Annotated in this window: 11 protein-coding genes; 5 read left to right on the top strand and 6 right to left on the bottom strand. The window is 70.6% G+C overall.

The features are described from left to right. The first annotated feature begins 33 nt into the window (after nucleotides 1-33). The gene (gene mscL / locus IM767_RS10265) at nucleotides 34-468 is read left to right on the top strand and encodes a large conductance mechanosensitive channel protein MscL (RefSeq protein WP_109210262.1); all 435 of its coding nucleotides are present in this window, start codon (nucleotides 34-36) and stop codon (nucleotides 466-468) included. Here mscL and IM767_RS10260 read toward each other — a convergent pair. Together IM767_RS10260 and IM767_RS10255 are read right to left on the bottom strand one after the other, a co-directional pair. Then, nucleotides 465-683 (bottom strand): hypothetical protein, encoded by a 219-nt coding sequence (locus tag IM767_RS10260; protein WP_109210261.1) that lies wholly within the window; start codon nucleotides 681-683, stop codon nucleotides 465-467. The genes mscL and IM767_RS10260 overlap by 4 nt on opposite strands. Further along, nucleotides 670-4431, bottom strand: coding sequence for an AAA family ATPase (locus IM767_RS10255; RefSeq protein WP_198425859.1), 3762 nt, complete (start codon nucleotides 4429-4431; stop codon nucleotides 670-672). Before IM767_RS10255 ends, IM767_RS10260 begins: the two co-directional genes overlap by 14 nt. A 202-nt stretch (nucleotides 4432-4633) precedes the next feature. Between IM767_RS10255 and IM767_RS10250 the strand changes: the two genes are divergently transcribed. Continuing rightward, the gene (locus tag IM767_RS10250) at nucleotides 4634-5260 is read left to right on the top strand and encodes a methylated-DNA--[protein]-cysteine S-methyltransferase (protein WP_109210259.1); all 627 of its coding nucleotides are present in this window, start codon (nucleotides 4634-4636) and stop codon (nucleotides 5258-5260) included. Between the two features lie 64 nt (nucleotides 5261-5324). Here IM767_RS10250 and IM767_RS10245 read toward each other — a convergent pair whose 3' ends face one another. Both IM767_RS10245 and IM767_RS10240 read right to left on the bottom strand, forming a co-directional pair. Continuing rightward, on the bottom strand, nucleotides 5325-6944 hold the full coding sequence (locus IM767_RS10245) for a solute symporter family protein (RefSeq protein ID WP_109210258.1): 1620 nt from the start codon (nucleotides 6942-6944) through the stop codon (nucleotides 5325-5327). Continuing rightward, complete coding sequence (locus tag IM767_RS10240; protein ID WP_109210257.1) at nucleotides 6941-7297, bottom strand: DUF485 domain-containing protein; 357 nt, start codon at nucleotides 7295-7297, stop codon at nucleotides 6941-6943. Before IM767_RS10240 ends, IM767_RS10245 begins: the two co-directional genes overlap by 4 nt. A gap of 199 nt (nucleotides 7298-7496) precedes the next feature. On the opposite strand from IM767_RS10240, the gene IM767_RS10235 reads away from it, so the two are divergent. Together IM767_RS10235 and IM767_RS10230 are read left to right on the top strand one after the other, a co-directional pair. Continuing rightward, complete coding sequence (locus IM767_RS10235) at nucleotides 7497-8360, top strand: LuxR C-terminal-related transcriptional regulator (RefSeq protein ID WP_109210375.1); 864 nt, start codon at nucleotides 7497-7499, stop codon at nucleotides 8358-8360. A gap of 143 nt (nucleotides 8361-8503) precedes the next feature. Continuing rightward, entirely contained in the window at nucleotides 8504-8857 is a 354-nt protein-coding gene (locus tag IM767_RS10230; protein ID WP_109210256.1) for a histone-like nucleoid-structuring protein Lsr2, read from the top strand. 28 nt (nucleotides 8858-8885) lie between these two features. On the opposite strand, the gene pntB is transcribed toward IM767_RS10230, so the two are convergent. After that, nucleotides 8886-10301: a Re/Si-specific NAD(P)(+) transhydrogenase subunit beta gene (gene pntB, locus IM767_RS10225; protein WP_109210255.1), complete on the bottom strand. Its 1416-nt coding sequence runs from the start codon at nucleotides 10299-10301 to the stop codon at nucleotides 8886-8888. Further along, nucleotides 10298-11866 (bottom strand): Re/Si-specific NAD(P)(+) transhydrogenase subunit alpha, encoded by a 1569-nt coding sequence (locus IM767_RS10220; RefSeq protein ID WP_109210254.1) that lies wholly within the window; start codon nucleotides 11864-11866, stop codon nucleotides 10298-10300. Before IM767_RS10220 ends, pntB begins: the two co-directional genes overlap by 4 nt. A 287-nt stretch (nucleotides 11867-12153) precedes the next feature. Between IM767_RS10220 and IM767_RS10215 the strand changes: the two genes are divergently transcribed. Further along, nucleotides 12154-13191: a phosphodiester glycosidase family protein gene (locus IM767_RS10215; protein WP_109210253.1), complete on the top strand. Its 1038-nt coding sequence runs from the start codon at nucleotides 12154-12156 to the stop codon at nucleotides 13189-13191. The last annotated feature ends 3 nt before the right edge of the window (nucleotides 13192-13194 follow it).

Here is a 13194-nt window from a genome sequence, read left to right as displayed (position 1 = left end):
CCGGCGCGGGAGACACCCAGGGGGGTACTGCACGTGATCAAGGGCTTCAAAGAGTTCATCCTGCGCGGGAACGTCATCGACCTGGCCGTCGCGGTCGTCATCGGTGCGGCGTTCACCGGCATCGTCAACGCGATCGTCACCGGGCTCATCAATCCGCTGATCGCCCTCATCTTCCAGGCCGACAGCCTCAACGACATCATCATCGCGGTGCCGAACGTGCGCGGCGGCACCACCGACTTCCCGATCGGCCTAATCCTGGGTGCGATCGTCAACTTCCTCGCCGTCGCGGTGGTCGTGTACTTCGTCTTCGTCTACCCGATGAACAGGCTCAAGGAGCGCGCCGCCGCGAAGGCCGGCATCACGCCCGCCGACGAGGAGCCGAAGCTTCCCACCGAGCAGGAGCTGCTCGTGCAGATCCGCGACCTGCTCGAGGCGCAGGGCACCGCTCCGAGGTCGCCCAACCTCTAATAGTGCGGCGGGACGTCGCGCCGCAGGCGCTCGTCGTTCGGACCGCCGGAATCGGATGCCGCGTTCCCCTGGCCTTCGCGGCCCGCCGGGGGCGCGGCATCCGTCATCTTCTCATCGGCGGGGACCGGCTCGGACGTCGTCCCCGGCGCCGGGGTCAGCTTCGCCCTCCGGGAGCCCTTGACGCGTTCGATCCGCTGCCGGTCACTCGACGACATCGAGGGGCTGCGTCTCGCTGTCGACGCGGGGGGCGTCGGGCGGCACCCCGAGCATCGCCGCGATGCGCTGCGCCACGTCGGCGGGATCGCGGTAGAGGTCGAAGGAGTGCACGCGCACGTAGTGCCAGCCCAGCCGCCGCAGGATCTGCGGGCGCAGGCGCAGCGACTCCCGCAGCGATTCGCCGATGGTCTCGGGGTCGCTCTCGACGACGACCGCCTTGCCGTCGTACTGCGCCACGAGCGGCAGGAGGCCTCGGTAGTGCACGTCCACCGAGAGGCCGGCGCGCCGCAGCTCGCGCGCGAGCGCGCGGGTCAACGGGTCGGCGAGGTCTTCGAGGCGTGCTTCGCGCGAGCGCGCGGCGAGGCCTCCGAGGATCGACATGAGGGTCGCGGCGCCGTACTCGAGACGCCCGTCGTCGAAGGCGGACGGGCGGATCGACGACACGATGACCATCGAGCGCCGCGCGCGGGTCATCCCCACCGTGAGCAGTCGCTCGCCGTCGGGCGACGAGAGGTCGCCGAAGTCGCTCAGCACGCGGCCGTGCTTGGTGAGGCCGAAGCCCAGCGAGAAGATCACGCGGTCGCGGCTCTCGGCGACCGATTCCTCGAGGGTCAGCACCGAGAACGGCTCCGCCGTGTCGCGTGAGACGAAGTCCGCGACGTCCGAGCGGCCCGCGAACGCCGACTCGACGGCGGCCCGGACGCGCTCGGCGTGCCGCGCGCTGGCCGTGACCACCATGAGCGACTCGGTCCCCCGGTTCACCGCGTGCTCGACCACGAGTGTGACGACCCGCGCCACCTCGGAGTCGGGGCTCTCCACAGCGCCGGTGACGGGATCGGGCGTGCCGTGGCCGCCCTCGACGTAGTCGACGGCGAGGCTGCCGCGACCGAGGTACGAGCCGGCCCACGGCAGCGACACGAGCTCGCCGCCGTAGAACGCGTCGTTGACGAGAGCGGCGAGGTCTTCGCCTCCGGCGCGATAGCTGCGCGTGAGCGTCTCGACGGGCAGCAGCTCGGCCAGGCGCTCGAACACGCTCGTGGAGTCGAACGGCACCTCCTCGCCGGACTCCGGGCCGGGCGCGGCGACGCCGTTGCCGGTGCCATTGCCGTTGCCGGACGCCGGCACGGCGGCCGTGACCGGCGATCCGGCGGCCACGAGGAACGGCGTCGGCTTCTGCGTCACGGGGTCTCCGAACGCGACGATCTGCCCGGCCCGGCGCAGTGCCGGCGAGGCTTCCGCGAGACACAGGGCACCGGCATCCGCCAGCACCACGACGTCGAAGGAGACGGACTCGGGGATGCGAGGCACCTCGTAGGGCGACGCGAGCCACACGGGTGCGAGGGTGCGCGAGAGCTCCGGGGCGACGGCGGCGAGCTCGGCGGGAGTGATCGCCCCGCGCTTGAGCGCCCGCTTGAGGCCCTCCGCCTCGGCTGCGTGGTCGACGATCCCGATGCGCCATTGCGTCGCGAGATGGGCGGCGAGGAGGGGTCCGGATGCCGCGGCGTGCGCTTCGTCGACCAGCCGGAAGTCGCGCTCGAGCCGGTCGACCACGGCCGTGTTGGCGCCGAGCACGGCGCGGTCGGTGCGCAGCAGGACCTCGAGGGCCGACTGCCACCACGCGAACTCGAGCTCGGCGGCCACGTGGTCTTCGGGCACGTGGCGGACCGAGAGCTCGAGCAGGAGCGGTTCCAGGCCCATCGCGGCCAGCTCGCTGCGCAGGGTCGCGCGCTCCTTCAGGTTGTCGAACACGTCGGAATCGGCGGCGAGGCCCGCGAGTGTGCGGACGAGCTGCTTGACGGGGATGGTGCCGAGCCGGTCTGCGTCGCTGCGCCCGAGCACGGCATCGAGCTCGGCGAGCTCGGCGTCCACGCGCTGCCAGGCCACCTGCACATCGGCCAGGCCCAGCGGCACCTCGGGAGTGACCCCCATGTCGACGTGGCGCTGCCACTCGGTGCGCTGCTGCTGAACGCGAAGGAGCGCCTCGTACATGTCGGGCACGTGCACGCCCGGACGCAGGTACTCGCGCGACAGCCGGCGCAGGCGCCGGCGGTTGGCGCCGTTCATCTCGGGGGCGTCGCGACGCGGCGCGTGCGCCTGGATGAGTTCGCCGAGAGGCCGCTCGAAGACCGTGAGGCTGAAGCGGTCGAGAGAGTCGCGGATGCCGCGCAGCAGGCGGAGGTAGACGCCCAGCTCTGCGACCGTCTGGAACGGCCGCATGCGCGTCTGGGCGATCAGCTCGTAGCCGCGCTCCAGCAGGGTCGGGACGTCGCTGCGGTGCAGCTTGCCGGCGAGGGCGTGGGTGGCACGCGCCTGCTCCACCGTTGCGAACGTCACGCCGTACCACGGGGAGTCGTCGGGCCCGAAGCGGAACTCGCCGAGCCGCGCGGCGGCGGCGAGCTTGGCGGCCGCGTCGGCGCGGGTCGTGGCGAGCCGGGCGAGCGCCTCGGCGTCGAACCGGGCCTCGGTCGCCGGGGCGACGCCCTTCTCGGAGAGCGCCGCCAACTCGCGGAGGATGTCGAGGACCGACACGCCGAAGTCGGGATGGCGCGCGGTGACCGCCGACCGGTAGTCGCGCAGCACCCCGCGCAGGCGCACGAGCGCGTCGTCGATGTCGGCGACCTTGGGTGCTTCGGCCTTCTCGTTGCGTCCGATCGCGCGGATGAGGTCGCGCTGCAGCCGCTCCGGTGAGACCGCGAGCCCGGGCAGGCCGATGCCGGCAAGGCGATGGCGAACGCCGTCGAGCGTGGAGCGGCGCGCGCTCACGACGAGGACGCGCTTGCCGTCGCGGACGAGGGCGCCCACCGCGTTGATCACGGTCTGAGTGCCGCCCGTGCCGGGAAGCGTGTGCACCACGAGCGACTGGCCGTCCGCGATCCGCGCGAGCACCCGCTCCTGCTCGGAGTCGGCGTCCAGCAGCAGCGTGTCGGCCCCGGGCGGGCGCTCGTCGGGGTTCGCAGGCTGCGGGCCGTCGCGGCGGATGGTGAGCGACTCGCGATCGGCCACGTGCCCGGCGAGCGCGTTCAGGATGCGGTGGTCGAGGTCGGCGGCGTCCAGCGCCATGTCGCCGCCCACGTCGGCGAAGCTCGATACCAGCAGCCGGGGCTTGACGACGAAGGTCTCGGTCGACGCGGTGAGGGCGCGCAGGTGGTCGATGACCGGCTGCGGCTTGAACACCCCGCCCTCGTACGCCAGCGCCGCGAGCCCCGCGGCATCGAGGAGGATGCCGAAATGCGTGCGCAGTGCGCGGATGAGCTCGGGGTTGACCGAGAACGTGCCGTGCAGCTTCAGCTCGAAGTCGCCGTGGTGGCGGCGGATCGCGAGCGGTCGCAGAAGAACCGGCGCACTCCAGGCCACGCCGCCGATGCGCCAGTTCGCCAGGCCCACGGCCAGACGCACGGCGTCGAGGCCGCGGGTCGTCCGCAGCTCCTGATCCTTCGCGGTGATGCGCTCGGCGGCCAGTCGCGCGTTGCGCAGCGCCACCTCGTCGCGGAAGAGGTTCGACAGCAGCGTCGAGCGTCCGGTGATGAACTGCGGCAGGCTGCCGGGGTGCGCCTTGGTGATCTCGATGGCGGCGTCCTGGCCGTCCACGAAGTGCAGCAGCGTCGACCTGCCGCCGAGATCAGCGGACTGCACGCGGAGGCGGTCGCGCTCCGATTGGGCGACGTGCACCACGGTGACGTCGGGCTCCGCGAGACCGAGATCACCGGGGGTCACGTCGTACCCGCGCTCGGCGTCTGCTCGGCCCAGCACGGCGCTCCGTTCTGCTCGCCACACACGTGCCACCCTAAAGGCGCCCGATGCCGGGTACTTGCAATGGACCTGAGTTTCGCGGTATTGGACGACGCGCCGGCGATCGCCCCTTCCTCCCCAGCCCGGCGCACCGCCGACGTTCCCACAGATCCGGGATGAGACTCGCCGGCCCGTCGGCGACACCGACCAGGATGGTCGCATGACCCCCGAGGATCCGCCCCGCTACCGCGTCCATCCGTCGCCGATCGGCGACATCCTGATCGTCACGACCGCCGACGGCGTCGTGACACTCCATCCGTTCGACGGCCCCCTCCACGCCGACCTCGAGCGCGTCGCGCTGCAGCTGCGCGCCCTGCCGGTGCCCGACGACGCGGATGCCGCCGCCCGCGGCGCAGCGCCGGCGCCCGACGAACCCGCCCCGGACGCCGGCGATGTCTTCGCCCAGGCGACGGCGCAGCTCGACGAGTACTTCGCGGGCGACCGGCGCGAGTTCGATCTTCCGCTGGACTGGCGACTGGTGCGCGGCTTCACGCGCGATGCGCTCGAGGCCGTGCGCGACATCCCGTACGGCGAGACGGCGAGCTACGGAGAGGTCGCGATCGCGGCCGGCACCCCTCGTGCCGCTCGCGCGGTGGGCACCGCCTGCGCCACCACGCCGTTCTCGATCGTCGTGCCCGTGCACCGGGTGGTGCGCGCCGACGGCTCCCTCGGCGAGTACGGAGGGCGGCCCGAGGTGAAGCGATTCCTCATCGACCTCGAGCAGGGGCCGACCATTCCCGCCGCTCCTCGCGCGGCGATCGACGCCCCCGAGGCGGCGGGCGTGTAGGCCGTCCGCACGCAGCGGGACCCGGGCGGTGGAGCCGCCCGGGTCCCGCGATACCCGATCCGGGTCAGTGATGCGTGGCCTTCTCCGCGCCGTAGCCGGTCAGAGAGCGCACATCCATCTCCGCCGCCTTGGCACGGCTCTCGGCCTTGCGCGAGGTGACCGAGCCGAGCCAGCCGAGGAAGAACCCGAGCGGGATCGACACGATGCCCGGGTTGTTGAGCGGCCAGATCGGCGTGCCGACCTTGAACACGCTCGTCTCGCCTCCCCAGAACACCGGCGACAGGATGATGAGGATCACGGCCGCGGCGAGGCCGCCGTACATGCTCCACACCGCGCCGCGGGTGGTGAAGCCGCGCCAGAACAGCGAGTACAGGATCGTCGGCAGGTTCGCCGAGGCTGCCACCGCGAACGCGAGCGCGACGAGGAACGCGACATTCTGGCCCTGGACGGCGATGCCGCCGAGGATCGCCAGGATCCCGATCACGATCACCGTCCGGCGGGCGACCTTCACCTCGCCGTCCGGCGGGACGTTGCCCTTCTTCACCACGTTCGCGTAGATGTCGTGGGCGAACGACGCGGCCGCGGTGATCGTGAGGCCCGCGACGACCGCGAGGATCGTCGCGAACGCCACCGCGGAGATGAAGCCGAGCAGCAGCGGCCCTCCGAGCGCGAGCGCCAGCAGCGGCGCGGCGGAGTTGACGCCACCCGGGGCCGCCTTGATCGCATCCGGACCGACGAGCGCACCCGCGCCGTAGCCGAGCACCAGCGTGAGCAGGTAGAAGAGGCCGATCAGCCAGATCGCCCACACCACCGAGCGCCGGGCTTCCTTGGCGGTGGGGACCGTGTAGAAGCGCATGAGCACGTGCGGCAGACCCGCGGTGCCGAGCACGAGGGCGATCGCCAGCGAGATGAAGTCCCACGGGTTCGCGCCGTACTGCAGGCCCGGACCCAGGATCGCGTCCTGCGGGTCGGTGGTCGACTGCGCCACCGCGCTCTCGAGCAGGGCGTTCAGGTTGAACCCGTTGAGCGCCAGCACCCAGATCGTCATGACCAGCGCACCGCCGATGAGGAGGAACGCCTTGACGATCTGCACCCACGTCGTGCCCTTCATGCCGCCGACGAGGACGTAGACGATCATGAGGACGCCGACCACGGCGACGACGAGCGAGATGCCGAGGGCGTCGTCGATGCCCAGAAGCAGCGCCACGAGGCCACCGGCCCCGGCCATCTGCGCCAGCAGGTAGAAGAAGCAGACCGCGAGCGTCGTGATGGCGGCTGCCATCCGCACCGGCCCCTGCTTCAGGCGGAACGACAGCACGTCCGCCATCGTGAACTTGCCCGTGTTGCGCATGAGCTCGGCCACGAGCAGCAGTGCGACCAGCCACGCCACCAGGAAGCCGATGGAGTACAGGAACCCGTCGTACCCGTTGATCGCGATCGCACCGCAGATGCCGAGGAACGACGCGGCCGACAGGTAGTCGCCCGAGATGGCGAACCCGTTCTGCGGCCCGGTGAACGACCGGCCCGCGGCGTAGTAGTCGGCCGCAGTCTTGTTGTTGCGGCTGGCCCGGATGACGATGAACAGCGTCACCGCCACGAACGCGCCGAAGATCGTCATGTTGAGGACGGGGTTGTTCTCGACCGTCTGCACGGCGGCGTGGACGGCACCGAAGACCTCGTTCATGCCTTCGCCTCCTGCTCCTGCGCCTCGAGCTCGCCGCGGATCTCTTCGGCGATCGGGTCGAGCTTGCGGTTGGCGTACCAGACGTAGGTCATCGTGATCGCGAAGGTGGTGACGAACTGACCGAGCCCGAACAGCAGGCCCACGGTGATGTCACCCCACACCCGCTGCGCCATGAAGTCGCGCGCGAACGACGACAGCAGCACGTACACGAAGTACCAGACGAGGAACGCGATCGCCAATGGGAACACGAACCCGCGATGGCGCCTCTTGAGCTCGACGAATCGCGGCGACTCCTCGACCGCGATGTAATCGACACCGCCTGGTGGGGCGGTCTCGGTCGTCGGTTCGGACATGTGGCCTCCTTGCCTCATGAACGGGCGCTTCGTCGCGCCCTTCGGGGGGACCCGGACCACGTCTGGGCCGTGCCCCGGGTGGTAGGGTCGACGCTACGAAAGGCGGCGAGGACGCCGTCACCCCCGGAAGTAGGTAGTCGTGGGCGCGTCCCTCCCACACCGCGCACCGGCCCCCGATCGCACTCGCGCGGGGGTCCGCATCCCCGCCGGTCGTCGCGACGGCGAGGTCGGCGACGTGCACGCGCTCGATCACGCCGTTGCCGAGCTGGTGCGGCGCACCCGGTTCCCCGTCGCCTTCGGCGGCCTGGCGCTCGGTGACGCCATCCACGTCACCTCCATCCACGGGGCGCGCACCCGTGCACTGGAGGGCCTCGTCGTGCAGGCTTCGAGAGGTCTCGGCGGCCGCGCGCTCGTCGAGAAGCGCCCACGGCTCGCGCTCGACTACGGATCGTCGCGCAGCATCACGCACGATTACGACCGGGCCGTCCTCGGCGAGGGCATCGCGACGCTGTTCGCCGTACCGGTGATGGTGGGCGACCGCGCGCGCGGCGTCATCTACTGCGGCTCGTGGGCGGAGTCCCCGGTCGGCGACGTCGTCGCCCGGCCGGCGTTCGCCATCGCCGAGGAGCTCTCGAGCGAGCTGCGCATCCGCGACGAGGTGCAGCGCCGCCTCACGCTCTCACCGCAGCGCACCGAGCCGATCGCCATGCCCGCCGCGACCCGCGAAGAGCTGCGGGAGACGTACGCCGAGCTGCGCAGCATCGCGGCGATCGTCGACGATCCGGCGCTGCGTGCGCGCCTGGACCGCCTCGAGCGCCGGCTGGCCGCCCTCTCGCAGGACGCGTCCGAGCCGTCGCTCGAACTCGACGTGCGGCTCTCGCCGCGCGAGATCGACGTGCTCTCGTGCGCGGCACTGGGCGCCACCAACGCCGAGATCGCCGCGACGCTCGAACTGAAGGAGGGCACGGTGAAGTCGTACCTCCAGTCGGCGATGGCCAAGCTCGACGCCTCGACCCGCCACGCGGCGGTGGTCACCGCCCGGCGGGCCGGCCTCCTCCCCTGAACCCTGTGAGATCCGAAATCCGCGCGGCGGAGAATTGCCCTCGCATGGCGAATGCGAACGTCGAATTCGGACCGGACAGCATTCTCCCCCAATTCACGATCTCCTCATCGTGGCGGGCGACAATTGCGCGTATTGTTCCAGTCATGGCCCGCAGAATCGTTCATCAGCTCGTCGACGACATCGACGGAACCCTTTTGGAAGCCGGAGAGGGCGAGACCGTGCTGTTCTCGCTCGACGGCGTCGCTTATGAGATCGACCTCACCGACGAGAATGCCGCCGCATTGCGCGGGGCGCTCGAGCGCTACACGAATGCGGCTCGCACCGTGTCGTCGTCGCGCGCCACGACGACCGCCGCGTCAGCGGGCCGCAAGCGGCGACGCAGCGGACAGCAGGATTACAGCGGCGTGCGCGAGTGGGCGAAGCAGAACGGCTATCAGGTCTCGGAGCGGGGCCGGGTTCCGGCATCCGTCCTGGAAGCCTACGAGGCGGCGCACTGACGCACGCCGCCTCGCCTCTTCCGGCTTTCTACACGCGTGAAAGCTGGAAGAGGATCTCGTCGACTTTCTCTTTCGCGTCGCCGAACAGCATCTGCGCGTTCTCGCGATAGAAGAGGGGATTCTGCACGCCCGCATATCCGGACGCCATCGACCGCTTGAATACGATGACGTTGTCGGCTTCCCAGACGCGGAGCACCGGCATTCCGGCGATGGGACTCGTCGGGTCTTCGGCTGCCGCCGGATTCACGGTGTCGTTCGCGCCGATGACGAGGACGACGTCGACGCTCGACAGGTCGTCGTTGATCTCGTCCATCTCGAGCACGATGTCGTACGGCACCTTCGCCTCGGCCAGCAGCACGTTCATGTGCCCCGGAAGGCGACCGGCGACCGGATGGATGCCGAACCGCACGTCGGCGCCGCGTTCCCGCAGCTTCTGCACGAGGTCGGCGACGCCGTGCTGCGCCTGCGCGACGGCCATGCCGTAGCCCGGCGTGATGACGACGCTCGAGGCGCCGGCGAGAAGGTCGGCGGCCGCCTCGGCGTCGATCTCGCGGTGCTCCCCCTGCTCCTCGTCGCCGGCGCGCGGTGCCTCGATGCCGAAGCCGCCCGCGATCACCGACAAGAACGACCGGTTCATCGCCTTGCACATGATGTAGCTGAGGTAGGCACCCGACGATCCCACGAGCGCGCCGGTGACGATGAGCAGGTCGTTGTTCAGCAGGAAGCCCGCCGCGGCCGCGGCCCATCCGGAGTAGCTGTTGAGCATCGAGACGACGACCGGCATGTCGCCGCCGCCGATCGAGGCGACGAGGTGCCAGCCCAGCGCGAGCGCGAGCGCCGTGACCGCCACCAGCAGCCACAGCTCCGGCGTGATGACGTACCAGACGGTCAGCGCGAGGAACGCGATCAGCGCTCCGATGTTGAGCGCGTTCTTGCCGGGCAGCATCAGCGGCTTCGACGAGATCCGCGCCGAGAGCTTCAGGAACGCCACGATCGAACCGGTGAACGTCACGCCGCCGATGAAGACGCCGATGAAGACCTCGGCATGGTGGATGTCGGCCAGGGCTCCCTCCAGACCGGTGTCGTAGAGCGCGCCGTTCCAGCCGACGAGGACGGCGGCCAGACCCACGAAGGAGTGGAGCAGAGCGATGAGCTCCGGCATCCCGGTCATCTGCACGATCCGTGCGCGCCACAGCCCGATCGCCGCGCCGGTCAGCACCGCGACTACCAGCAGCGTCAACCCGAGCGCTCCGGACGGCTGCCCCCACGCACCGGCCGCCACCAGGATCACTGTGGCGACCAGCGCGATCGTCATGCCGATGATGCCGTAGGCCACGCCGCGGCGGCTGGTCTCGTGCTTGCTGAGGCCCGCGAGGCTCAGGATGAACAGCAGCGCCGCGACGATGTAGGCGGCACCGGCGACCGCTCCGGCCACCCCGGTCATCGGGTCTCACCCTTCTGGAACATCGCGAGCATCCGCCGCGTGACGGCGAAGCCGCCGAAGATGTTGATCGACGCGACGAGCACCGCAATCGCGGCGAGGATCTGCACCGTGAGATCAGGAACGGTGATCTGCACCATGGCGCCGACCACGATGATGCCCGAGATGGCGTTGGTCACGCTCATCAGGGGCGTGTGCAGCGCGTGCGCGACGTGGCCGATCACGTAGAACCCGACGACGATCGCGAGCGTGAGCACGAGGAAGTGCTGCGGCAGCGGCGGCGGCGCGAACGCGCACACGGCGAACAGCGCCGCGATGCCGGCGACGACGAGGCCGGTGCGCGCGCCCTTCGACATCGGCTTCTTCGCGGCGACGGCCGGTGCGGCGGCGGCCGCGGGTCCCGTGCCGGCGGCCTGCGCGGGCGCGGGGGCCGCCGAGACCTGCACGGGCGGAGGAGGCCACGTGACGGCGCCGTCTCGCACGACCGTCACGGTGCGCTGCACCACGTCGTCGAAGTCCAGCGTCAGCACGCCGTCCTTCGCCGGCGTCAACAGCTTGAGCAGGTTCACGAGATTGGTGGCGAACAGCTGCGACGCCTGCTGAGGCAGGCGACCCGGAAGATCGGTGTACCCGAGGATCACCACGCCGTTGTCGGTCACCACCCGCTCCCCCGCGACCGAGCCCTCGACGTTGCCGCCCTGCGCGGCGGCCATGTCGACGATCACGCTGCCCGGCCGCATCGACGCGACGTCGGCAGCCGTGATGAGGCGCGGCGCCTGACGGCCCGGGATGAGCGCCGTCGTGATGATGATGTCGACGTCGGCGGCCTGTTCCGAGTAGATCTCGGCCGCGCGGCGGTCGTACGCCGCGCTCGTCGCCTTCGCGTACCCGTCGGCGGAGACCTGCTTCGCCTCCTCCGGCACGACGACCTCGAGATACTCGCCGCCGATCGACGCGACCTGGTCGGCGACCTCGGGCCGCGGGTCCGTGGCGCGCACGATCGCACCGAGGCTCGAGGCCGCACCGATCGCCGCCAGACCCGCGACTCCCGCACCGGCCACCAGCACCTTCGCCGGCGGCACCTTGCCCGCCGCCGTCACCTGACCCGTGAAGAACCGCCCGAACTCGTGGGCGGCCTCGACGACCGCGCGGTAGCCCGCGATGTTCGCCATCGAGCTCAGCACGTCCATGGACTGTGCGCGGGAGATTCGCGGAACCGCGTCCAGCGCGATCGCCGTGATGCCGCGCGTCGCCAGCGACTCGACGAGATCCGGCCGCAGCGCCGGACTCAGCGTCGCGACGACCGTCGCCCCGTCCGCGAGACGGTCGATCTCGGCCGGGGTGGGCGCGTTCACCTTGAGCACGATGGGCGACGACCACGCCGTCGGTCCGTCGACGACCGTCGCCCCGGCCCGGGCGTAGGCGGCGTCGGGGAACGATGACGCCGAGCCGGCGCCGGCTTCGACGACGACGTCGTAGCCGAGGGCGATGAGCTTGGGGACGGTGGTCGGTGTCGCTGCCACCCGGGTCTCTCCGGGCCCTTCGGCGACGATGCCAATGCGGGTCATGCGTTCCTCTTGATCGGGTGCGACGGTCCGACGCTGCTGTGTCGGCGAACTGTCGCGGGCACCTTCCTCGGTGCTCGCGGCGACGCCTCCACCCTGTCAGACGGCGATGCGGATCGACCGCGCATGGCGCTCGACACGATGACAAGAATCACAGAACTTTCTCCCCACGCACCACATGCCGCGGATTTCCTGCGGGTGCGACCCTCGAGCGGGCGCGGAACCCGCGCGTAGCAGGTTCATAGGCGCCGGCAAAGGTCGCCGTAAGTCGGCCGTCTATCCCTGGATGCATGGACGAGAAGCGCAACGCAGAAACCCTCAGCTCCCCACGAGCGGCTCCCGGCGGACGCCGCACCCGGCACATCGCGATCGCCGCCGGGCTGGTCTTCGCGCTGTCCGGCGGCGCCGGTGCCGTCTGGGCGGCCGATCGGTTCCTGGTCGAGCACGTCGAGATCGCCGACGTGTCGGAGTACGAGGCGCAGAACTCCACCGCCGACGACACGACGGACGGGACGGTGGACGAGATGGCGGAGGAGACGGATGCCGCAGCCGCCGAGACGACCGTCACAGACACGTCGTACTCCGACGGCACCACCTCCGTCACCGTGTCGACCGTCTCCGAGGGTTCCGGCTCCGACGCGGTCACCTACTACGTCGCCGAGGTGACGCTGACAGACGCGACGGCTCTGCGCAGCGCGTTCGCGAAGGACCAGTTCGGCGAGAACATCACCGAGACGACGAGCGCGATCGCGGCCGCCCACGACGCGATCCTCGCGATCAACGGCGACTACTACGGCTTCCGCGACACCGGCATCGTTATCCGCAACGGCGTCGTCTACCGTGACGAGCCTGCGCGCGAGGGCCTCGTGTTCTACAGCGACGGGCGGGTCGAGGTCTACGACGAGACGACCACGAGCGCCGACGAGCTCCTCGCCGACGGCGCGTGGAACACGCTCAGCTTCGGCCCCGCGATCGTCGAGGACGCTGCCGTCGTGGACGGCATCGAGAGCGTCGAGATCGACACGAACTTCGGCAACCACTCGATCCAGGGCGACCAGCCGCGCACCGCCGTCGGCGTGATCGATGAGAACCACCTCGTGTTCGTCGTCGTGGACGGCCGCCAGACCGGCTACAGCGAGGGCGTGACACTCACCGAGCTCGCCGACATCATGATCGACCTCGGCGCCACCACGGCGTACAACCTCGACGGCGGCGGCTCATCGACGATGTTCTTCAACGGCGAGGTGATCAACTCGCCGTCCAACGGCGGCGAGCGCGGGACGAGCGACATCCTCTACATCGCCGACCCCTCCGCCGGGACCGAGTGACGC

Origin of the sequence: Microbacterium ureisolvens (assembly GCF_015278315.1) — a bacterium.
In the GTDB taxonomy this organism is placed as follows: Bacteria; Actinomycetota; Actinomycetes; order Actinomycetales; family Microbacteriaceae; genus Microbacterium; species Microbacterium ureisolvens.
Note: the sequence above shows the minus strand (reverse complement) of the source record. Positions and strands in the feature narration are given on the sequence as shown.

Coding starts and splice junctions, on each gene's coding strand:
- IM767_RS10260 (WP_109210261.1), bottom strand. CDS start 683: ATGTCGTCGAGTGACCGGCAGCGGATCGAACGCGTCAAGGGCTCCCGG.
- IM767_RS10250 (WP_109210259.1), top strand. CDS start 4,634: ATGACCCCCGAGGATCCGCCCCGCTACCGCGTCCATCCGTCGCCGATC.
- IM767_RS10245 (WP_109210258.1), bottom strand. CDS start 6,944: ATGAACGAGGTCTTCGGTGCCGTCCACGCCGCCGTGCAGACGGTCGAG.
- IM767_RS10240 (WP_109210257.1), bottom strand. CDS start 7,297: ATGTCCGAACCGACGACCGAGACCGCCCCACCAGGCGGTGTCGATTAC.
- IM767_RS10230 (WP_109210256.1), top strand. CDS start 8,504: ATGGCCCGCAGAATCGTTCATCAGCTCGTCGACGACATCGACGGAACC.
- pntB (WP_109210255.1), bottom strand. CDS start 10,301: ATGACCGGGGTGGCCGGAGCGGTCGCCGGTGCCGCCTACATCGTCGCG.
- IM767_RS10220 (WP_109210254.1), bottom strand. CDS start 11,866: ATGACCCGCATTGGCATCGTCGCCGAAGGGCCCGGAGAGACCCGGGTG.
- IM767_RS10215 (WP_109210253.1), top strand. CDS start 12,154: ATGGACGAGAAGCGCAACGCAGAAACCCTCAGCTCCCCACGAGCGGCT.